16 protein-coding genes and 1 pseudogene are annotated in these 21,845 nt (G+C 63.1%); 3 read left to right on the forward strand and 14 right to left on the reverse strand.

The features are described 5' to 3' along the window. The 14 genes and pseudogenes from nifK to NKH22_RS27255 form a co-directional block, all read right to left on the reverse strand. Positions 1-1,542: a nitrogenase molybdenum-iron protein subunit beta gene (gene nifK, locus NKH22_RS27190; protein WP_352911756.1), complete on the reverse strand. Its 1,542-nt coding sequence runs from the start codon at positions 1,540-1,542 to the stop codon at positions 1-3. A 125-nt stretch (positions 1,543-1,667) separates the two neighbouring features. Then, complete coding sequence (gene nifD, locus NKH22_RS27195) at positions 1,668-3,170, reverse strand: nitrogenase molybdenum-iron protein alpha chain (RefSeq protein ID WP_352911758.1); 1,503 nt, start codon at positions 3,168-3,170, stop codon at positions 1,668-1,670. A 98-nt stretch (positions 3,171-3,268) separates the two neighbouring features. After that, positions 3,269-4,162, reverse strand: a complete 894-nt coding sequence (gene nifH, locus NKH22_RS27200; protein ID WP_023763052.1) for a nitrogenase iron protein — start codon at positions 4,160-4,162, stop codon at positions 3,269-3,271. A 473-nt stretch (positions 4,163-4,635) separates the two neighbouring features. Next, positions 4,636-5,892 carry a type II toxin-antitoxin system HipA family toxin gene (locus NKH22_RS27205; protein ID WP_352911760.1) on the reverse strand — a complete coding sequence of 419 codons (1,257 nt, stop codon included), beginning with the start codon at positions 5,890-5,892 and terminating at the stop codon, positions 4,636-4,638. Further along, positions 5,867-6,193 carry a helix-turn-helix domain-containing protein gene (locus NKH22_RS27210; protein ID WP_023766866.1) on the reverse strand — a complete coding sequence of 109 codons (327 nt, stop codon included), beginning with the start codon at positions 6,191-6,193 and terminating at the stop codon, positions 5,867-5,869. Before NKH22_RS27210 ends, NKH22_RS27205 begins: the two co-directional genes overlap by 26 nt. A gap of 585 nt (positions 6,194-6,778) precedes the next feature. Further along, positions 6,779-7,882, reverse strand: a complete 1,104-nt coding sequence (fni, locus tag NKH22_RS27215) for a type 2 isopentenyl-diphosphate Delta-isomerase (RefSeq protein ID WP_502908605.1) — start codon at positions 7,880-7,882, stop codon at positions 6,779-6,781. 28 nt (positions 7,883-7,910) lie between these two features. Beyond that, on the reverse strand, positions 7,911-8,813 hold the full coding sequence (locus tag NKH22_RS27220; RefSeq protein WP_352911762.1) for a terpene synthase family protein: 903 nt from the start codon (positions 8,811-8,813) through the stop codon (positions 7,911-7,913). After that, the gene (locus NKH22_RS27225) at positions 8,810-10,360 is read right to left on the reverse strand and encodes a hypothetical protein (RefSeq protein ID WP_352911764.1); all 1,551 of its coding nucleotides are present in this window, start codon (positions 10,358-10,360) and stop codon (positions 8,810-8,812) included. Before NKH22_RS27225 ends, NKH22_RS27220 begins: the two co-directional genes overlap by 4 nt. Before the next feature lie 146 nt (positions 10,361-10,506). Beyond that, complete coding sequence (locus NKH22_RS27230; protein ID WP_352862347.1) at positions 10,507-11,499, reverse strand: polyprenyl synthetase family protein; 993 nt, start codon at positions 11,497-11,499, stop codon at positions 10,507-10,509. 129 nt (positions 11,500-11,628) lie between these two features. Further along, on the reverse strand, positions 11,629-12,972 hold the full coding sequence (locus NKH22_RS27235) for a cytochrome P450 (RefSeq protein WP_352911767.1): 1,344 nt from the start codon (positions 12,970-12,972) through the stop codon (positions 11,629-11,631). Then, complete coding sequence (locus tag NKH22_RS27240) at positions 12,972-13,814, reverse strand: glucose 1-dehydrogenase (protein WP_031204274.1); 843 nt, start codon at positions 13,812-13,814, stop codon at positions 12,972-12,974. The genes NKH22_RS27235 and NKH22_RS27240 overlap by 1 nt, the downstream gene beginning before the upstream one ends. A gap of 168 nt (positions 13,815-13,982) precedes the next feature. Next, a pseudogene (locus tag NKH22_RS27245) lies at positions 13,983-14,126 on the reverse strand (ferredoxin); the annotation flags it as partial. Further along, positions 14,110-15,399 (reverse strand): cytochrome P450, encoded by a 1,290-nt coding sequence (locus tag NKH22_RS27250; protein ID WP_352911769.1) that lies wholly within the window; start codon positions 15,397-15,399, stop codon positions 14,110-14,112. The gene NKH22_RS27250 and the pseudogene NKH22_RS27245, both read right to left, overlap by 17 nt. A 91-nt stretch (positions 15,400-15,490) precedes the next feature. Further along, positions 15,491-16,693, reverse strand: a complete 1,203-nt coding sequence (locus NKH22_RS27255) for a cytochrome P450 (RefSeq protein ID WP_352562698.1) — start codon at positions 16,691-16,693, stop codon at positions 15,491-15,493. A gap of 1,654 nt (positions 16,694-18,347) precedes the next feature. Between NKH22_RS27255 and NKH22_RS27260 the strand changes: the two genes are divergently transcribed. The 3 genes from NKH22_RS27260 (at position 18,348) to NKH22_RS27270 (ending at position 21,662) form a co-directional block, all read left to right on the forward strand. Continuing rightward, complete coding sequence (locus tag NKH22_RS27260) at positions 18,348-18,881, forward strand: peroxiredoxin (protein ID WP_352911770.1); 534 nt, start codon at positions 18,348-18,350, stop codon at positions 18,879-18,881. A 69-nt stretch (positions 18,882-18,950) separates the two neighbouring features. Beyond that, a complete protein-coding gene (gene rpoN, locus NKH22_RS27265) occupies positions 18,951-20,387 on the forward strand; it encodes an RNA polymerase factor sigma-54 (RefSeq protein WP_352911772.1) in 1,437 nt (478 codons plus the stop codon). 57 nt (positions 20,388-20,444) lie between these two features. Then, complete coding sequence (locus NKH22_RS27270; RefSeq protein ID WP_352535966.1) at positions 20,445-21,662, forward strand: MFS transporter; 1,218 nt, start codon at positions 20,445-20,447, stop codon at positions 21,660-21,662. The last annotated feature ends 183 nt before the right edge of the window (positions 21,663-21,845 follow it).

Consider the following 21,845-nt stretch of genomic DNA (forward strand, 5'->3'; position numbering starts at 1 on the left):
TTAGCGGGTGAGGTCATACGAATAGTCCGTCACGCCCGTCTCGCTTGTCTCGCGATCGAGCTTGTCGAAGATCTTGTCCAGGATCGTCGTCAGTACGCGCAGCCCGCCTTGGTAGCCCATCAGCGCAAACCGATGGTGATGGTGGCGATCGAAGATTGGAAACGTCAGCCGGATCAGCGGCGTGCCCGTGTCGCGCTCCAGATACTTGCCATAGGAGTTGCCGATCAGCAGGTCCACCGGCTCGGTGAAGAGCAGCGAGCGCAATGCCCAGAGGTCCTTGCCCGCCCAGACTTGAGCACCGTTGCCGAAGGGCGATGATGCAAGCAGCTCCTTCAACTCTGCTTCCCACGCCGAGGTGCCGTTGGTGGCGAGGCAATGGGTCGGCTCGCCACCCGTTTCCATGATGAAGCGGGCCATGCCGTAGACAAAGTCTGGATCGCCGTAGATGGCGTATTTCTTGCCGTGCAGCCAGGATTGGCTGTCCGCCATGGCGTCAACAAGTCGGCCGCGCTCCAGGCGGATTGCCTCGGGGATTTGCTTGCCGGAAATCGCGGAGACCTCCATCAGGAAGTCGTCGGTCGCCTGGACTCCGAGCGGGTAATGAAACGAGGCAGTCGCCTGCCCTACCCCCTCGCAATACTCCAGTGTTTTTCGGGTGTTGTAATGCTGCAGCGACAGCGTCGCCTCGGCGTTGAGTGCCTTCCTCACGTCTTCGATCTTCGTGCCGCCGTCGTACATGCGGTATTCGCCGTCCGACGGCGTGTCGAACTGGTCAGAGGCGTCTTGGATGAAGGTATAGGAGACGCCCAGCAGATCGAGCAGGCGCTTTAGTTCCCGGTTGTTGCCAACACAGAACCCGTCGAAACCCGGAATGATGTTGATGGTCCCCTCGGCTTCCGTTCGCTCCTCGCCTTTCCAGAAATGCTCCAAAATCCCCTTGAGCGTGACGTCGTAGCCATCGACATGACTGCCGACGAAGGCCGGCGTATGGGCGAAGGGGACGTCGAAGTCGCGCGGGACCGAGCCTTCGTCCTTGGCATTCTCGATGAAGCTGTGCAGATCGTCGCCAATGACCTCCGCCATACAAGTGGTCGAGACGGCGATCATCTTCGGGTCGTAGAGTTGGTACGTGTTGGCGAGCCCGTCGACCAGGTTCTTCAGGCCGCCGAACACTGCCGCGTCCTCGGTCATCGAGGAGGAAACCGCCGAAGCAGGCTCCTTGAAATGGCGCGACAGGTGCGAGCGGTAATAGGCGACGCAGCCCTGGCTGCCGTGGACGAAGGACATGGTTCGCTCGAAGCCTGCGGCCGCGAACACCGCGCCGAGCGGCTGGCAGGCCTTGGCGGGGTTCACGACAAGCGCCTCGCGAGCAAGGTTCTTTTCGCGGTATTCCCACGTCTTGGTGAATTCGCCTTGGTCGGTAACGATCTGGTCCGGGTGAGGACATTCGAAATTCAGCCTCTTCTCGGCTAGCATCTGCCTGTATTCCGGCTCGCGGAACAGGGGCGCGTGGTCGAGAACTTTTTCAGCCGACTGCGGCATGGGTGGTTACCTCTTTCCATCTGGCCCGCCATAGGGCGGCACAGGGACGTCGAAACGTTTTCAGGTCTCCCGCGGACAAAGGCCACAGGCGTTCACGGCCTGCCGGCTTCCGGGAGGCCAGGTTTTCATTCAGCTGCGATCGCCGCCGACGGCTCGGCTTTTTTCTTCCAGGGGGCGTCGTAGAGGTTCCAGACCGGGTTGTTGATGGCCAGATCCATATCGCGGGCGAAGATGGCGAAGCCGTCGTAGCCGTGATACGGGCCGGAATAATCCCAGGAATGCATTTGACGGAACGGTATGCCCATCTTCTGGACCGGGTACTTTTCTTTGATGCCGGAGCCCACGAGATCAGGACGGATCCCTTCGATGAACTTCTCCAGCTCGTAACCAGTCACGTCGTCATAGATCAGGGTGCCCTTCTTCACGTAGTGGCCGGTGCGCTGATAGTCGTCGTTATGGCCAAATTCGTAGCCAGTGCCGACGATCACCATGCCCAGGTCCTCATATGCCGTGACGACGTGACGGGGGCGCAGCCCGCCGACATAGAGCATCACCGTCCTGCCTTCGAGGCGCGGCCGGTACTTGGCGATTACGGCATCGACCAACGGCCGGTATTTGGCGATGACCGCCTCGGCCTTGGCCTCGATTTCCGGCCCGAAGTGCTTGGCTATCTTGCGCAGAGAGGCTTCGGTCTGGGAGGGGCCGAAGAAATTGTACTCCATCCAGGCGATGCCATACTTTTCCTCCATGTGCCGGCAGATGTAGTTCATCGACCTGTAGCAATGGATGAGATTTAGCTTCGCCTTTGGCGCCCGCTCTATTTCGGCCAGCGTAGCGTCGCCCGACCAGTTGCCGACCACGCGCAGGCCCATCTCCTCAAGCAGGATGCGCGAAGCCCAAGCGTCGCCGCCGATATTGTAGTCGCCGACCACGTTGACATCGTACGCGCCGGCCTCGAACTCGATGGCCTTTTTCTCGAACACCCAGTCGCGGATCGCGTCGTTGGCGATGTGGTGGCCGAGGGATTGCGACACGCCGCGGAAGCCCTCGCAGCGCACCGGCACGATTGTCTTTTCGTGCTGCTTGGCCTTGTTGCGGGACACGGCTTCGGTGTCGTCGCCAATCAGGCCGATCGGGCATTCGGATTGCACAGTCATGCCCTTGTTCAGCGGAAACAGTTCCTCGATCTCGTCGATGATCCGTTCGAGCTTCTTGTCGCCGCCGAAAACAATGTCCTTCTCCTGGAAATCGGAGGTGAACTGCATCGTGACGAACGTGTCGATGCCGGTCGTGCCGACGTAGTAGTTGCGGCGTTGAGACCAGGAATATTGCCCGCAGCCGACCGGCCCGTGCGAGATATGGACCATATCCTTGACTGGACCCCACACCACGCCTTTCGAGCCGGCATAGGCGCAGCCGCGAATCGTCATCACGCCGGGGATGGACTTGATGTTCGATTTGACATCGCATTCGGAAAGGACCTCGCTTTCCTCGCCAGCCTCGTCGCCGCTCTTTGCAACGCTGAGGTGCTTTTTGCGGCGCTTCGCCGACTTGTCAGGATATTGCGACAGCACCTCCTCGATAAGCCTCGCATGGAGGCCACCGTCATTCTCGTATTCCAGGCTCATGGGACCCCTTTCAAGGTTCAGGGTGACGCCTCACCGACGAGGCGCCGTTCTTTGAAAGGCGCACCAGGTAAGGCGGCGCCTCATGTCGGCAGCAGTCGCTACTGTGCGGCAGTCTTGGCCGCTTCCTTGACCTGAAGCTCGGCAAGCATCTGCTCGTCGGTCTTCATGATGCCGAAGTCGAGCAGCATGTCCTCGAGCTCCTCCATGGTGATCGGGGTCGGGATGGTGCCCTGGCCCGAATTCCCGTGAATCTTCTCGGCCAGCGCCCTGTATTCCCCGGCCTGCTTGGAGTCCGGCGCATACTGGATCACAGACATCTTCCTGAGCTCGGCGTGCTGGACGATGTTGTCGCGCGGCACGAAGTGGATAAGCTTGGAATTGAGCCTGGAAGCCAGCGCTTCGGCGAGGTCGAGCTCGCGGTCGGTTTGGCGCTCGTTGCAAATCAGGCCGCCGAGCCGCACGCCGCCCGAATGGGCGTATTTCAGGATGCCCTTGGCGATGTTATTGGCGGCATAGAGCGCCATCATCTCGCCGGACATGACGATATAGATTTCCTGGGCCTTGTTCTCGCGGATCGGCATCGCGAAACCGCCACACACCACATCCCCGAGCACGTCGTAGGAGACATAGTCGACATCGTCGTAGGCGCCGTTCTCCTCGAGGAAGTTGATCGAGGTGATCACGCCGCGGCCGGCGCAGCCGACACCTGGCTCGGGTCCGCCCGACTCCACGCATTTGATGCCTTTGTAGCCGACCTTGAGCACGTCCGCGAGTTCCAGGTCTTCCACCGAACCTTCCTCTGCCGCGAGATGCAGGACAGTATCCTGCGCCTTCGCGTTCAGGATCAGGCGGGTGGAGTCGGCTTTGGGGTCGCAGCCGACGATGAGGATTCTCTGCCCGAGGTCGACCAGGGCGGCGAGCGTATTTTGGGAGGTGGTGGACTTGCCGATGCCGCCCTTGCCGTAAAAGGCGATCTGACGCAAACCTGACATGTAGCTTTCCTTCCTTCGTTCCCATTCATCGCGGCTGCCGCGACTTGAATGCCGGTCGGGCAGCTCTAGCCGCCTCGCACCTAAGGGTCTCAAGACTCATGCCAATTTGGCTGATCCAACCGAAGAGTAATTTCATGGTTGCTTTTCAGGGGTTTAGCTTGAGTTCCAAGAAAGGATCGTCGGAACAGCCCGTGTAGCGGACGCGACATTGGCGACACAAAGCGTCGGATCGCGATCCTCGGTCACGGCATTCGGTTGAACCGCATCGTTGTATTGAGGTGGACGAACAGCATCTCGACCCTCTGCGGGATGCTGCGAACTCTTCTGTGCCCGCGAGCTGACGTGCTTGCTCAACGCGTGTCCAAGTGGACACTCCGCCCACTTTGCGCGCGATCCTAGCATACCACCGATCCACGGCCACTCATCCGGGGCCACGGCGAATAGTTCCGCTATATCAACCCGAGGGACTCGGTTTACTTCTCGGCGCAGGAGTTCAGTATCGGCGTCATCGCCTTCACATGTCCGTCGATCCGCTCGAGCACTTTCGCTGCGACAAGGTCGCGCTCAGGCAGATGCCACCAGTACTCGTTGACGAGTTTGACCGTCTCGACCACTGCCTTCAGGACTGCTGGCTCCGGAAGCCGTGCACGGTTCGCAAATGCTTTCCATCGCGGTGCTGCCAGCGCCTTGAACGAGCGCTCTCCTCCAAGCGACAGCGCCATGGCGTCGGCGGGAATATATGGCACGGTGGATAGGAGGTCGTAGATTGGTGCAAGCGCCGGCTTGTCGCCGTTACCGGGATAGATCAAAGACCAGTTCTTCAGGTGCATGTCGCCATTGCCGGTGATGACGGTCAGTGCCAGGCGGCGGACGAACTCGAGAGCCGCCGTAGGCGAGACGGCCACGCCAAGAGCCAAGGCTATGTCGTGATAAGCAGCCCCCTCATATTTGCGCGAGGGGTATACACCGAAGACCTGAGCGAAATCCTCGATGTGTATCCTCTCGCCACCGGCGCCGCGATCGAAGCGTTTGACGAGAAGGACCTTGCCTTCCGACAGCGTATTGAATTCTTCGGGAACGCCCTCAAAATCGGACTTCTCGACCAGTTCGCATTCAGGAACCTGCATGCCGATTGCTGCTGCCAGCGCCAGGTTGGCGAATTCGTTCTCGGAAACGCCCGGAAAGGCCGTCGAAGGGAACTTGGCAATGTAGCGGCCCTGCTCGTCGTCCAGCGGCAAGGTAAGGCCGCCGCCTTTTCCAATGTTCTTCATGACCGACAGCTTCATCTGCACGCCGGCAAGCGAGAACCGTGCCTTGGGCTGATCCTTTGAAGCATCCTGCGAAACCGCTATCGCGCCGTCACTGGGCAACGCCCGTACGGCTCCCGGCAGATCGGTGCCTAGTGCCGCTAAAAGATCGAAGTCATTGCCTGGCCGCACATTGCCTTCGTGGTGCCTTTCCATCGCCTCCCGCAATTTCTCCTCCGGCAGGAGGTTCGCGAAGAAAGCGGGCAAGGCGCTTGCCAGAGGCTTCGGATCTTTCCGCAATCCTCCCGTCGCTGCCCGGAACGACAGGCTGAGAACCGGAAAGCCGCCCGTCGCGCGGTAGGCCTCATCGAAGTTGAATGCATTGAAATCGCCCGGCGTCCTGACGATTGTGCCGATCTTCACTGCGTTCAAGAGCACGTCCAGCGACGGGATCGTCTTAGGTGCGCGAAAGACTGGAGGCATGATCGTCATCGTCAGGTTGAGAAACAAAGGCGGGTCGATCGTCATCATCATGCGGACGCAATAGAGCCTGGACAGCCGGCACCATGACTTGCGGAACCAGCATCATTTCCAGACCGAGCGCGCGAGCGATATTCATGAGCGTTGTTGCACGCGCGGCTGCGGCTCCCTTTTCGATGTCGCGATACCGGGGACGGGATATACCCGCCAAATCAGCGACCTGCTCTTGCGTCATCGCAGCGGCCAGCCTCGCCTGTCTGAACAGTCCACCGATTTCCCGTAGAATTTCCGATTGAGGGTCCATATGATATGTAAACGATCCATTCCAATGCTAGATGAATATGGCAGAGTATCTTATCTAGCAATCGAGTCAACGTGTTAGGATCTGTTCGCGTATCATGCATCAGACAAATGATACGTAAAAAGATCAATCATCCTGCCTTTTGGCGACCCCGACCGTGGAGGCCGTCCGAAGCTGACGCCCGATCAGCGCTCCGAAACATCGGAATGTTAAATCAAGAGGTCCGGCGGCTGAAATCGCTCGTCTCTTCTCGTTCATACGGCCGGCCGCGCTGACTGGGGGTCAATGTGATCGCCACTCCTTGATGGCAATGGCTTTGTACCATCTGCTCCTGCCGGTCTCCCGCCGCACCTGGTGTTCCGACCCTTTTAGGGGCTAAAAGCTCTGCGTGACCGGTCACCCTGATCAAGCATCGACATAGCCGTCGAATACCGCTTTACTCTCGGCTGTCCGTTCGGGGCATGGCGGGGTGCCTCCCCGATCACGATGCAGCACCCGAACAACCCCGCGACCAGGCAATCCTCCCGCTTCCGAGACTTTCTCACTCAGTAAGACTAGCGCCCGCCGCACGTACGGGCGCCGCCGGCGTCAACCGGCGGGCAGGTGCGCCGAGGGCAACAAGCGCGCCTGACGCAACGCCACCAGATCAGCCGAGCCGGTGCAGAAGCAGGCGACGGCCAACTGGCGGATAACGATCTCGAAATGCGCGACAACCACCTCGGTGGATACCGTAGCCGCGCGCAGCACGCCGGCCGCCTGCCCGGCGATGTCCGCGCCCAGGCGGATGGCCTTGGCCACGTCGACGCCGTCGCTGATCCCGCCCGACGCGATCAGCTTCACCGCTGGCAGCGCCCGACGTACCGCCTGCACGCTGGCCGGGGTCGGGATCCCCCAATCGGCGAACGCCATCGCAACTGTACGGTCGGCGGCATCGGGGGCCCGCTCGCCCTCCACCGCGGCCCAACTGGTGCCGCCGGCGCCGGCGACATCGATCACCGCCACGCCCGCCTCGACGAGCGCACGGGCCACCGAGGCGGACAGGCCCGATCCGACTTCCTTGGCCACGATCGGCACGCCGACGCTACGTGCGGCGCGAGCGATCTGGGCCAGGACGCCGCGCCAGTCGCGGTCGCCCTCCGGCTGTACCGCTTCCTGCAGCGGATTGAGATGGACAATGAGTCCATCGGCCTCCAGTGCATCCACCGCCCGGCGCGCGAGGTCCAGGCCGTCGGCCTCGCGCAGTTGCGCGGCGCCGATATTGGCCAGCAAGGGAACGTCTGGGGCCAGGCGGCGCAACGCGCGCGTCAGCCCCTGGGAGTTGCGGGATTGCAGGCTCACGCGCTGCGAACCGACGCACATGGCGATCCCCAAGGCTTGCGCTGCCTCGCTCAGATGCCGGTTGATGGCCTCGGCGCGTTGCATGCCCCCAGTCATGGAGCTGATCAGCAGAGGCGCGCGCATGGTCTTGCCCAGCAGCGAGGCGCTGAGGTCGATCTGCGTCAGGTCCAACTCGGGCAATGCGCAGTGTTCGAAACGGATGTACTCCCAGCCGGCGGCCTTGGCCCGTGCCGTTCGCCGATTCAGCACTATGTCCAGATGGTCGTCCTTGCGCCGGCTCAAGTTGGTGTCGCTGATGCTCGCTCCATCCGCGTCATCGGGCGACGGCGTTGCGTCGGGTCGGACCGACGGCAGCGCGCGCACGCCGCCGTTTTCCGCTCGTTCAGGCCGGCGCACGCTGGGCTGCCCCCGCAGCGTCGCTGCGGTAGCGACTGTTTGAGGTCTGGTAGTACTGCACGCGGATGGCCGCCATGGCTTCGATCAGCGGTCCCCACGGCGGGGGAAAACGTTCTTCCGCCATCACCCGGTGCAGCATGCGTGTGTGGCCGGCCAACTCGTCATTGAGGAACTCCACCACAGGCATGGCCGGATAGCGCTGCAGCAGCAGGATCGCCGCGTTGTCGGCCTCGCCGGCCGACCTATCCTTTTCGCGTCCATGCAGATCGTTCTGCAAGCGCCCTATCGCGGAGATGAGCCGCAGGACCTGGCGAAACGCCGGATGCGCGCGCAAGGTCGCCATGTCCAGCCCCCACAGCAACGACAGGCAACAGAACACGTTCGTGTAGGCGATCGCGTCCACGCCGTTCTGCAAGTACTCGGCGTAGGACCATCGCTCCGCCCCTGCCGCCTGCGCGTGTCCGGCGCGCAGCGCCGCGCAGTAGCACCGGGTATCCTCGAGAAGCTGGGCATAGTCGCGACGATCGTAGGCGAGCGCGGCGAGCGAAGCGCGCAGCACAGCACAGCCCTCGAATCCTGGTAGCGCGCACGGCACGCCCTGCCCCAGCGCCTGCTCCACCGCGGCGAGCTGCTCCGGCGCGATCAGGTCAAGGTCGTTGCAATCGTCCAGCCAGAACAGCAGCGCCAGTTCGCGATAGAACGCCACGATCAGCGTTTCGTCCAGCGGATCGCGGCCGGTGCGGGCGCTGGTGTCGCGCAGGCTCGGCTGGATGCGCTGCAGGATGTACTGGCCGCCCCGGACTGCTTCCACGGCATGCTCGTCGGCGAACCCGGTCAGGGAACGCCCCCACTTTAGCACCTGCTGCAGCGCGCGATCGGTCGGGATCATGGCCCGGCTCCTGCTCCCTCGGCCGAGACGCGCCGCCCCCAACGAAGCGCCAGCCACAACCCGGCGAGTTCGGCCACGCGCACCACCCGGGTGGGGCAATACAGTTCCTTGCCGATCCACAGCGGCGTCTGGGGCAGTGCGTGCGCTGCGTGGCGGCCGAGCATCCACTTCAGCGCGCGCGCCACCGCCTGCGCGATGCGCCGTCGCCCTGCCGGCTCTTCGGTCCCGTCCATCACGTGCAACGCGAACAGCGCATAGGCGGTTTCCTCGAATGTGGACGCGCGACCGGCGCCCCAGCCGCCGTCGTCGCGCTGCGTCTGCAGCAGCGCTGCCAGCGCGCGCTCGTCGCGCCACTGGGGCTTGCCTTGCGCCAACGCAGCGACCGCATGCGCGGTGGGATACAGCCACGAAACGTGCCATTTTTCGTTGTCCCATAGACCGTGCGGGTTGCGATTGGCCTCGACGTAGGCGCTGGTGCCGGCGGCGGGTTTTCCCAACATTCGCAACGCATGCAGGGCATGGATGTTGGTCGACACCGAGGCATTGCGCTCGCCGGGGAAGGTGACGAACAGCTCGCCGGTTTCGAAATGGCGCAATGCATCGACCGCCGGGTCGCGGCCTGCAAGGCGAAGGACGCACAACGCAACGGCGGTGTCGTCCGCATCGGCCGCGAAGTGCAAGGCCGGGCCCAGACCGCGCACGCCGAGGCGGGCGTCGAGCTGCGCGATGATCACTTGCACCGCCTCGGCGAGCGCGGGATGCGCGAACAGACCGGCCAGATGCAGGGTGTACAGCGACCAGCATGGCTCGAACACATTGATCGGCCAGACGTTGGGAACGACACCTTCGATGCCGGTGCGCGTTGCCCGCGATGCCGCCTGCAGATACCCGTCGGTGCGCCCGACCTGCGGCGTTCTTCCCTGTGTCACGGCGTGCGCACGCCACGCGGCGGTGGCCGCCGGACTGATGCCGATGCTGCCGTCGTCGTCCGGGCATGCGGTGGCCGGCGACGCGCCCCAGGCTTCCCAGGAGTGCAGCAACGGATGGCCGCTCGGCAAGGTCGCCACAGCCCCCAGCTTGACCAGGCGTGCTTGCCGCAACGGCAACAGCGCCGGGTGGCGCGGAAACGCCAAGGCGCCCAGCAAGGATGCGGCCTCGTCGCACAACTGCGGCAGGATCAGCTCCGCGCCGATGGGCGCGTCTTCCGGCACCGCATGCGCGTAGGGATCGGGCTGGCGCTCGAGGAACCGGATTGCAGCCTGGACTGCGTCGGCGGCGCCGGGAAGAGGATCGGCACGCTGCAATGCCAGCAGCGCCGCCCAGGTGGGCGCATGGCGAAACAGCGGGAAGTCCGCACCTCCCCATCCGCCATCGGCCTGTTGCTGCGCGAAGAGCCACGCGTATGCGTCGTGCCGACCGGTGACGTTGCCGTCGAACTGCAGAGCTCGCGCCGTGTCGTATACGGACGGACCGACGCTGCCGCCGTCGCTCATCTCGCTCAGCAGGTGACGCAATTCGGAAAGGATCTGTTCGGACAGCGCGTTCACGCGGGATGTTCCTTCTGCAGAGGGCTAACGAGAACAGAAACGGGCAGACGTCGCGCACGCCGCCGCCGACGCGGGCACAGTGCAGCATGCAGCGCCCGCCGGCCGATCGCACCAGCACAGGGGCGAGTCCTTACGGATGGGCGCGCTCATGCGTATGGCGCGGACAGATAGACGTTGGCCCGCTGCAGCATCTGCGCCAACCCTTCCGCACGCGGCCCCAGAGGGGCGATGGCCTCCCCGGCGTCGTGCAACAAGTACAGGGCGAACTGGCGCGCAGCCTGCAGCCCCATGATCGACGCGCAGGTCGGCTTCTGCGCCGCCGCGTCCTTGCCGGGGGTCTTGCCAAGAGTCGCGGTATCCGCCGTCGCGTCGAGAATGTCGTCGGCCACCTGCAACGCCAAGCCATAACATGCGGTGTAGCGATCGAGCGCACTGTACAGCGCAGAGTGCGCGGCATCCTCCGCGATGGAGTATAGCGCGCCCATGCGAACCGACGCGCGCACTAGCGCTCCGGTTTTCATCCGGTGCATCCCCAGGACCCTGTCCAGCCCGGCGTGCTTTCCGACCAGCGACAGATCCATGGCCTGCCCGCCTGCGGCACCCTCGGCGGACACCGCATGCGCCAGTTCGCGCACGAGCGCTATACGATTGTCGCCCGGCGCATCCAGGCTCGCCAGCGTCAGGAAGGCGTGGGCCTGCAGCGCATCGCCGACCAGGATCGCAGTGGCTTCGCCGAACTTTACGTGCACGGTCGGAAGGCCGCGGCGAAGCACGTCGTCGTCCATCGCGGGCAGGTCGTCGTGGACCAGGGTACAGGCGTGCATCATCTCGATGGCGGCGCCGACGTCGTCGAGCATGTGCGCCGGCGTGCCCGCCAGTGCGCCGGCAGCCAGACAGAGCAAGGCTCTGGTGCGCTTCCCGCCATGCAAGGTGGCGTAGCGCATGGCTGCCATCAGCTCTGTCTTACCGTCGTCTTCGGCGCAGAGCAGACGCGCCAGCGCCTGTTCGACCCGCTTTGCGCCGTCCTGCATCCAGATCTCCGGGAGCAGCCCGCCGGATGCGCCACGCGCCTGCGCGCCCAACCCGCCGAATGCGGAAACGCCAGTTCGGTCGTCGTGTATTGTGGAACCGGTTTGCATGTTGTTCATGTCCTTGTAGCTGAGACGGCCACGGCGAGCGCAAGTCGTCACACGAGTGCGTGCGCCGAGTGCAGCAATGCCGCGCCCGCCAGCGCCGCTGCCTTGCCACACAGGGCGTGCGACGCCAGCTCATGAGAAGCCTATGCGGATTGCCATGGACGGATGTGCGGTCGGGTAATAGCGCCGGCCTTTTTCGACGTCGCTCAGCAACTGCGGCCGCACCCCGGCCTTGTGCATGGTCAGCGCCAAGGCGATGCAGAACTGCACCATTTCCAGCCATACCAGGTGGTAGCCGATGCAGACGTGTGGGCCGGTACCGAACTGCAGCATGTCCACGGGCCGGATCGGTTCTGTGCGTAGCAGCCACCGCGCCAGGCGGAACTGATCAGGCGCCTCGTGTAGCAGCGCCGAGGTCGAGAAATGCAGCAGCGGGATGCATAGGTGGGTGCCCGCGGGAATACGCCGTTGGCCGAGTTGCAATTCCTGAAGCGCGCGACGCGGCAGGAGCGTGGTCGCCGGATGCAGGCGCAGTGTCTCGCGGAACAGCGCCTCGGCGACCGGACACTGCGCCAGGTCCGCGTGCCGGGTCGGCACCGCGCCCACGCGTTGCGCCTCCTCGACCAGGGCGTCCCACAGCACAGGCTGCCGCGCCAGCTCGATCACGATCCAGGCCATCGCCGAGGCAGTGGTGTCGTGACCGGCAAGCAGCAGCAAGCGAATATTCGCGACCAGGACGTCATCGGAGAGCGGACCGTCGCTGCTGTCAAAAGCGCTCACCATGTCGTTGATGAACCCGGTGCGCGCGGCATGCGCGCGCGCATCGCGGACGAACCGGCGCAACCGCGCGTCGATCCAGTCGCGGGCGGAGCGGCCGCGCCGCAAAGGCAATCCGGGCAGGTCGACCGGTGGCGCGATGATCAACTGCAGCAATTGCCGGTACTTGCGATGCCATCCCGGCAGGTCCTGCGCGGGGATTCCCATGAGGCTGAAGATGAGCTTCAGCATCAGGTCGCCGGTCTCGCGCAGGATAGTTACCTCGCCGCAGGCGCGCCACGCCTGCACCCGCGCCTGGATGACCGGCGCGAACAGGTCGCCGATCCCGGCCTGGGTCAGCCCCTTGGGCAAGAACGCTGTCTTGATGGCATCGCGAGCCTGCCGGTGAGCGCCGCCGTCCAGGGCAACCAACGTTCCGCCAAGCAATTCGGGCGCGATCTCTTCGATCAGCGCCGAGGACACGTCCTTGTGCTTGAGCAGAGAGAATGCGTCCGGATCCACACAGGTCATCAGATGTCCGGCAGGGCCGAAATCCAGCCAGAAGTGGCTGCCCAGCGTCCGTTCTGCGCGTTGCAGCAGGCGCGGCAGGTCGCAGACAATGGCGGGAAGATGCCCGACCAGGGGGAAAGCGCCGGGCATGACCGGGATGTCGGATCGCAGCCGGTGCCGACGGTTGAGTGGGTTGAGCAGTATGTCCATCAGCAGCGCGCCGCCGTCGCCGATTCGGTATCGCCGGCAGGGCGCGCGGCGCAGCTGTTGCCACCGTCCGCGTATGTCGGCACATGCGCCAGCATGCCGCCATCGATGCACACGACCTGGCCGGTGATGAACGCAGCATCGGCGGAGAGCAGGAACGCCACGAGCGCGGCCACGTCCTCGGGGCGGCCGACGCGCTGCAGGAGCTGGTGCCGGCGCAGATGCCGTTGCATGCACTCGTCCAGCTTGGCGAGGAGACGCTCGGTCATGATAAGACCCGGCGCAACCGCGTTGCAGCGAATCTGCGCATGACCGTACTGGGTGGCGAGCGAAGCCGAGAGCATGTTCATCGCCGCCTTCGACGCGCCATAGGACGTCTGCGCCGTGTCACCGCTGAGCCCTTGGCACGACGACATGTTGACGATCGCGCCACCGCCGCGGGCGATCATCCGTGGGATGGCCTGCCGGCAGCAGAGCAGCGTGCCGCGCAGATTGGTCGCCATGGTCTGGTCCCAGACTGCCAGGTCCAGGTCGAGGATCGCGCAGTCGCGCGGGGTCAGATGCATGGCGCTCGCATTGTTAACCAGCAGGTCGACCCCCCCGAAGTGCCGCTCCGCCGTCTCGAACAGTGCTGCCACCGCCTGATCATCGGCGATATCCATGGCTATGGGCAGCGCGTGGCCTGCATCGGCCGCGATCTGCGCGGTGCAGGCGATGGCCGCCGAGCCATCAATGTCGGCCACCACCACTCTGCCGCCCCCGCGCGCGATGGCGAGAGCGCATGCCTTGCCGATGCCGGCGCCGGCGCCGGTCACCACGGCCACCTTGCCTTCAAACCGTCCCATCGTGTCTCCTGAATTGCATTGTTCTTCGGGGGCATGCCGCTCGGCCTGCGCCGGAGAAGGCGCAGGGTCGGCGCTGGCGCGCTCGTCATGGCCGGCGTCGCTTTCGATCACCCGAATGGCGGCGACCGGGCACTGGTTGGCCGCAAGCCGCACGGCGTCATGCAGCGCCTGCGGGACCGTCGCCACGCACACTTCGGCCACGCCGTCCGGTTCGCGCTGGCGAAAGGTGCCCGGCAGCGTCAGCACGCACTGTCCGGTAGTTCCGCACAGATCCTGATCGACCACGACGCGCATCTCAGCCCTCCTGCCCATGCAGCCGCACCGGCAGCGCGCGGAACGTCCTAAGGAACGCGGAGGGCTCCCGGGTCGGCTGCTCGGCCAATGCCAGCGTGGGGAAGCGCGCCTGGATCTGCGGCAGGCTTTCGGCCAACTGCACCCGGGCCAGCTGCGCACCAAGGCAGAAGTGGATGCCGTGGCCGAAGGTCAGCATGATCTTCCCGTCGATCGACATGCCAGGACTGGTGCCGCAGAACCGCACGGGATCGAAGCGATCGGGATCTGCGAAGGCGTCCGGGTCGCGATTGCCGGCCGCGATCAGCACGCGCACGTCCGCGTTCTTCGGGATCACGACGCCGCCCATTTCGATGTCGCGCTGGGCGATACGCGGAATGGAGCTGAACATGGCGGGCGCGTCGTAGCGCAGGGCTTCTTCGACGAATGCCTTCACCCCCACGGCATCTCCCTTCAGCCAGTGCCGCTGTTCGGGATACGCCAGCATCGCCAGGACAGCATGGCCGATGGCCGCAGCAGTGGTGGCGAAGCCGCCCAGCAGCATGCCCCAGAGCATGCTGATCAATTCCGCATCCGACAGCGTCTCGGCATCGTCGTCGTGTGCGCCGACCAGCATTGACACGATGTCGTGGCGGGAATCGGTGCGCTTGCGGTGTATGAGGTCGCCGAAGTAGGCCTGCACCCTGGCGCTGGCCTCGTCCCCCGCGGCGAGCTGCGGATCGCTGGCGTGCGGGCTCAGGCCTTCCAGAATGGCGCTGATGCCGGTGACGAGCGCGAGAATGTCGTCCGGGGGCATGCCGAACAGTTCACCGAAAACCAGCATGGGCAAGGCCAGCGCGAATTCCTGATGCAGGTCCACTGCCTCCCCGCGCTCCAGCGCGGGCGCCATGCCGTCCAGGCGCGCCGCGACAATGCGAGCCATGGTCGGCCTCAGTTTGTCAATCTGGCCGATGGTGAAATCGCGCGAGATCAGCCGGCGCAGACGCGTATGCGTTGGAGGTTCCTTCATCGCTAAAGTAGACGCCAACAAACTTAGCGACAGGCTGGTCGCCGCACGCGGGAAATAGCGCGCCAGTTCGCCTGGTGCCGGCCCCCGAAAAGCATCGCCAGTGGCTTTAAGCGCCCAGCAGATGTCGGCGTGGCGGCTCAACAGAAAGAGGCCCGACGCCGCGCGATGTACCGGATCGTGCTCGCGCAACCACCGCATGAATGGGTACGGGTCCTGGATGCACGCTGGCGACGTGAGTTCGGCGAAGGCGTCCCGGCATGCTGCCGTGGTTTCTTGCACGTCCATCTTGGTCACCTGTTGGTTGGCTGATCTGATCGGCGCGCGGCAGTCGCGCGGGCAATTCGAGGACATCGCGATTCCTCGTGGCGTCCGCGCATCACCAGAGCACCGGGAACTCCTCGAACCCGCCAGTGATGATCTCCTTGCGCAACTCCAGTTCTTCGGGCGCCACCGCCAGGCGCAGCGCGGGAAAGCGCTGGAAGATCGAACCGAACACCGCTTTGAGTTCCAGCCTGGCTAGCGCCAAGCCGATGCAGCTGTGCGGCCCGTAGGAGAACGCCAGGTGCGGGTTTTCGTCACGTCCGATGTCGAAGATTTCCGGATCGTCGAAATGGCGCGCATCAAACGACGTCGCCGGCAGGCCGACCAGCACCTTGCTCTCTGCGGGAACATGCACGCCCGCGATGGTCACGTCGGTCCTCGGATAGCGCATGATGCCGTCCCAGCCGGCGCCCGGCGGGTACATGCGCAGGATTTCCTCCACGGCGTTGTCCACCAGGGATGGATCGCCCACCAGGCGTTCGCGCTGTTGCGGATGGCGGAACATGGCCAGCAGGCCAAATTCGATCTGTGCCACGGTGCTCTCGTGCCCCGCCACCAGCATGCCTGCCGCCAGGCCGATCGCCTCTTCCTCGGTCGCCTTGCCCTGGTCGACCGCCGCGAGCAGATCCGTCAGCACGTTGTCGCCCGGATCCTGGCGCTTGTCCCGCATCTTGCCGCGAATGTAGGCGCGGAGTTCTTCCCAGGCCAACCGCGACGCGCTTCGCGGGCCGCTTTCATGCTGGTGCGTCATCACCTCGTCGGACAGCCCTGCAAAAAAGGCGTGATCCTCGTAGTGCACGCCCATCAGCGCGCCAATGACCATCGCAGGAAGCGGAAAGGAGAGGTGGCGCCGCAGATCGGCGGGCTGGGGCTGGGCCGCCAGCGTCTCGAACAACTGCGCGGCGATCGCCTCCACCTGCTGCGCGAGCTGCTTCACCCTGCCGTTGCTGAAGGCCGGCGCCACGATCGTGCGTAGCCGCGTATGCTCGCCCCCCTCGTGCGAGACCAGCCATCCTGGCGAACCGAGAATCACCGAATCCGGGGTGAATGCCGCCGGCGGCATTCCCGCGGGCCGGAACGCCGCGTCGGTCAACACCGCCTTGGCCTCGTCATAGCCTGTGACCCACCAGCCTTCGTGCCCGGACGGGAAGCGCACGTGGTGGATCGGACCATTGGTGCGTAGCGCCAACATCTCGGGCGATGGCTCAATGTGATCGAGACGCCACATCGGCAGCGTCGGCAAGGGTTGTTCTGACATGGTGGCACTTCACTCAATAGCGAGGGCGGAAGGTGACCGGCGGGCGCTGCGGCAGCGAAGACCTAAGACGGCATATAGATGACGTCCTCCGAAGGAAGACCGATTATCAAGAACGGCTAACGCGTAACTGTCTAGGCACATCGCGCGGCGAGATGCGGAACGTTATCTTGCACCTTCGAGGTCAGGACAAAGTCGGCGCGGTGAGCGTTTGAGCCGCCGCCGGCCAAGCTTTCCTGCGCAAGGGTCGACAAGGGCGGCGAGCTGTTGGGTAAGGGCGGTTTCGCCGAGCACACCATGCCCATAGACGCTATCCGACGCGGATTTGACATTTTGCTTTTCTTTCTTCGTTCCATTCGTGCCATCCACGAAATGAAAGTCGGTCGGCGGCTCCCGGCCCGCAACGAAGAGGCTTCAAAACTCGTGCCAATTTGGCCGACCTAAGAAAAAAATCTGTGATGCTTTTACGGGCTTAGCCTGAGGCCAGAGAAGAGCTAGGCGAAATAGGCCGGTGTCGCGGGCCAACAAAGGCGACGGAACAGTGTCGGACAGAACGCCTTGGCGACCTTTAGGTCATGCTAGCGACATTCTGGTCCAGTTTCGAACATAAGAGGGCGGCAAACAGACACGATTGGGGAATTCGATCCTCACGGGGCCAAAGCGCTTGCCCAAGAGCGCGCGCTCATGTTGCCGCGACAGGCGCGTGTTCGCGATAGCCGTGCCTGCGCTTGAATGCTAGCGGCACACGCTACGCAATGACTGGAGTGCCCGCCAGCCTCAGGTAGTGCATCGGCTCGGCTTCCGGTCTTCTTTGCCCAGCCGGGGCCGAAGCGCCGAATATCCGCACCATACAGCATCGTTGTTGCCTGTGTGACGAGGCGGTTATAGCGCGCGCCCGATCTTCCAAGACACGGCCTCCGAGAAGAAAGGGGGCGGTCCAACGGCACCTCTATTCCAAATGGCACGCCGCTTGCTGCTCCTGGTTAGAGCACCATCAAATCACGATGAAAGCGACTTGTGCCATGCCCGATACGCGAAGCTCCAGACCGTGGCCTGAGGAGACGGTGCCCCTTCCAGCTGAACATCGGGGCATCGTCTCCTCCGGAAGTCCGTTCTGGGTGGCCGCTTTGCGCATGGATGGTCCGATGCCGGCGCGCCAACACGGGCCGCGCGCGCAAATGCGGTTTGCCGGTTCTGTTCAGCATGTGAGTGCCGAAAAGCCTTGTCAAAGGGTCGTCACCCAAGCCAAGGCCGGCGGGTCACTGTCACATATCGACAACATGCTGAACCAGTCCAGTGACGCGGAGTCCAGTGACGCGGGTCTGTTGCGTGAAGTGACATTTCAGGCCCCCACATGCTTTGCGATATTGGCTCCTTCCGGCCGCTATCCTTTTTCCAAACGCACTATCGCTAGTGACCGATCCCGCTTCCGGCGCCATAGCCGTGGAAAGCAAGCGGCTCGACGGTGTCCAGCTCGCTCAGATCGATTGCGTTCGGATGGCAAAGGCCAGCAGCCAGGACGTTCCCGTACGTCGGGAGGAAAAAAAGGAGGTTGCGAGCCGCGAGGCCCTCATTCCGTGCCGGGGATACGAGCCTTTGCCCGGTATTGCGCCAGCCTCTGCCAGAATTCAGCGCAGTCTTCTTCAGGAGCAACTTGATGACAGTTCGAAAGAAAGTTCCCTTCGTCACCTTTCTCACGCGTGTTCACGATAAGTCAGTCCAGGGGCCAAATCCATATCGCTGGCAAGAAAAAACATCTGACGACTACTTTGCCGGCAAGCGGGTCATCCTGTTCTCGCTGCCTGGCGCCTTCACCCCGACCTGCTCGACCTACCAATTGCCCAAGTTCGACGAGCTCTATGATGAGTTTGCGAAGCAGGGAATTGACGCGATTTACTGCCTCTCAGTCAACGATGCCTTCGTCATGAATGCGTGGGGGAAGTCCTTGGGCCTGAAGCAGGTCCAGCTCATCCCCGATGGCTCAGGCGAGTTCACACGCAAGATGGGCATGCTGGTTGCCAAGGACAATCTCGGATTCGGGATGCGCTCATGGCGCTACGCCGCCCTGATCAACAATGGCGTGGTGGAGCACTGGTTCGAGGAGGAAGGTTTCTCGGACAACTGCGAGGCCGACCCGTATGGCGTCTCATCCCCGCAAAACGTTCTCGAAACGCTGAAAGCCGCCGCATGACCTAGAAAACGTCTCACTGGCGCCATTGCAGGCCCCAAGAGGCTCCTCGACGGGATTATCGCACTCACCATGCAATCTTCAGCAAGCCTGTTTCAGCGCCAGAAGCAATCCATCGTCGCATCGCCTCAACTCATTGAGTCGATTCGCTTGCTGCAACTGGCGCATACCGAACTGCATCAGTTCGTGGAGGGGGAAATCGAAAAGAACCCGCTCTTGGAATCTGCGTCAAACGATGGCGGGCCTTTTGACGATGCTTCGATTTCGGGAGCGGATCAGCCTGTCGGCTTTGGGGCAAACGTCGTTGAAGGTCCGACCGGGGCAGGGTCGCCTGAACGGCTCGGGCAATGGAAATCACTTCGCAACACGACCAACAACCCGCCGGGCAATGGCCCTTCCCTCGACGAGTTTGCTACCCTCGCCGAAACATTGCACGACCATGTCGCTCGTCAGATCGCCCTCACTGCGTTCACACCACAGGAGCGGCTGATCGCTGGCCAGCTTGCCGCCGATCTGGAAGACACTGGCTATCTTCGGGCAAACCTTTTGGAGCTGGCCGAGAGCCTAAATGTCCATGAGGCTGTTGTGGAACGGGTTCTCGGAACCTTGCAACAATTTGATCCACCGGGAGTTTTTGCGCGAAGTCTCAGAGAATGCCTCGAGATTCAGTTGCGCCAGCGAAACCGGCTCGACCCGGCAATGGCAGCTTTGGTTGCCCATCTTGAAATGCTTGCGCGACGCGATTTTGAGGCGCTGAAGCAGCATTGCGGCGTCGATGAAGAAGACCTTCTCGACATGATGCATGAGGTTCGTGCGCTCGACCCAAAGCCTGGGAACAGATTCGAATCCGGTGCGTCTGAATCAATCATACCCGACGTCTGGGTCACGCCCTCGCCGCAAGGCGGGTGGCAGATCGAACTTGATCCCGCCACGCTGCCGAAGCTGCTGATCAACCAAACCTACTATGCCGAAGTCACGCGTCAGACTGCCCAGAATTCGAAAGATCAAGCATTTCTCGAAGAATGCTTGCAAAACGCGAACTGGCTAATCCGCAGCCTCGATCAGCGCGCCAAGACGATTGTTAAGGTTGCGGCTGAAATCGTGCGTCAGCAGGATGCCTTTTTGGAACATGGCGTCGCCCACCTGCGGCCTCTTAATCTTAGAACCGTCGCTGACGCGATCGGCGTGCACGAGTCGACGGTAAGCCGGGTGACCTCGAACAAGTACATGCTTACCCCGCGCGGAGTTTTTGAACTGAAGTATTTTTTCACCGTCGCGATCGCGTCCTGCCAAGGCGGCGATGCGCACTCTGCCGAAGCTGTCCGGCATCGGATCAAAGCGATCATTGCCGCAGAATCTCCCGGCGACGTGCTTTCCGACGAGGACATCGCTGTCCGGCTGAAGGAAACCGGCATTGATGTTGCGCGTCGCACCGTCACAAAGTATCGCGAAGCAATGAACATCCCCTCCTCCGTACAACGCCGCCGGGAAATGCGCTTGTGTTTTTAGATTTGGGTCAAGGCAGCCAACATCACGTTGCATTGCATCAAAGTGGAGACTTCGTTCATGACCCGATCCGCAGCAGGCGTTATGAACGCTGTTCTGCACGACCCAGAAAAGCCAGTCCCACCGTCTGGCCCGGCATGGGGTGCCGTCATTTCGCTTTCCTTGGGCACCTTCGGGCTGGTCACGGCAGAGTTTCTGCCTGTCAGCCTGCTCACGCCCCTCGCGCATGATCTCGGTATCAGCGAGGGAGCGGCTGGGCAGGCGATGACGGCGACAGCTATCGTCGGGGCGATCTCGGCGCCGACGGTGGCCATCATCACAAAGCGCCTGGACCGCAGGACCGTCATGTGGACCATGACGGTCCTGCTGATCCTGTCGGACGTTCTGGCGGCCGGCGCGTGGTCGCTGGCGGTTCTCCTGACTGCACGCGTCGTGCTCGGCATAGCGCTCGGAGGCTTCTGGTCGATGTCGGCAGCACTGGCGATGCGGCTCGTTCCAAGCCACCTCCTGCCTCGCGCTATGTCGACCATCCTCACCGGCGTTTCCGTAGCTACCGTCTGCGCAGCTCCAATCGGCGCTTATGTCGGCGATATCTGGGGATGGCGAAGCGCCTTCATGCTCGCCGCAGCCGGCGGCGTCGCTACACTGCTCGTGCAGCTCATAACCATTCCGAGACTGCCTCCGATTGGAGTGACTAGCGTCCGCAGCCTGCTGGATGTGGCAAAAATTCCGATGGTCAAGGTTGCGCTTTTTGTCATCCTGCTGGTCGCTTCCGGCCACTTCGCCGGAATCACCTATATCCGCGCCTTCCTCGAAAAGATTCCCGCGCTTGACGTCGAGACGATCTCGCTTGTGTTGCTTGCTTTTGGCATCGGCGGATTCTTCGGCAATTTGGCCGGCGGGCTTCTGGCCGAGTACAGTCTCAAGGCAGTCGCGGCCCTTGCACCGCTGCTCATAGGGATAGCGGCTGTTTCGCTACTGACGGCGGGAGCATCGGCCTTCGCCTCGGGGATTGCGGTTGGCGCGTGGGGCTTTGCCTTCGGCGCGGTGCCGGTGGGATTACAGACGTGGATGGTGCGGCGGGCCGTTCCCGAGCAGGCCGAAAGCGCCGGTGTGCTGATGGTCGTTGCATTCCAAGTGGCAATCGCAGCCGGCGCGATTTTCGGCGGGCTATTGGTGGAGAATGCGGGGATCGCCAGCGCCATTGCCTACAGTGCTGTTGCCACGTTCGTCGCTGCCCTCATAGTTTTCCTGCTCGGCCCGAAGCGCGGAACCTAGACCGCCTGACAGGAGAGATCTCAGCAGCGCAGCGGGACGAGAGGTCCAATCGCATGCACGGCGGCGCGATCCTCCGCTTGCGGGCGATGCCCCGACGGGAGCGACTGGCTCGCCTTCGATAATGCCTTTACTCTCTTGACGAATGCTCTGGCGGATCGATCTGTCGTATCGTTCGCATACCAT

Source organism: Mesorhizobium sp. M1252, assembly GCF_040318265.1.
Taxonomy (GTDB): Bacteria; Pseudomonadota; Alphaproteobacteria; order Rhizobiales; family Rhizobiaceae; genus Mesorhizobium.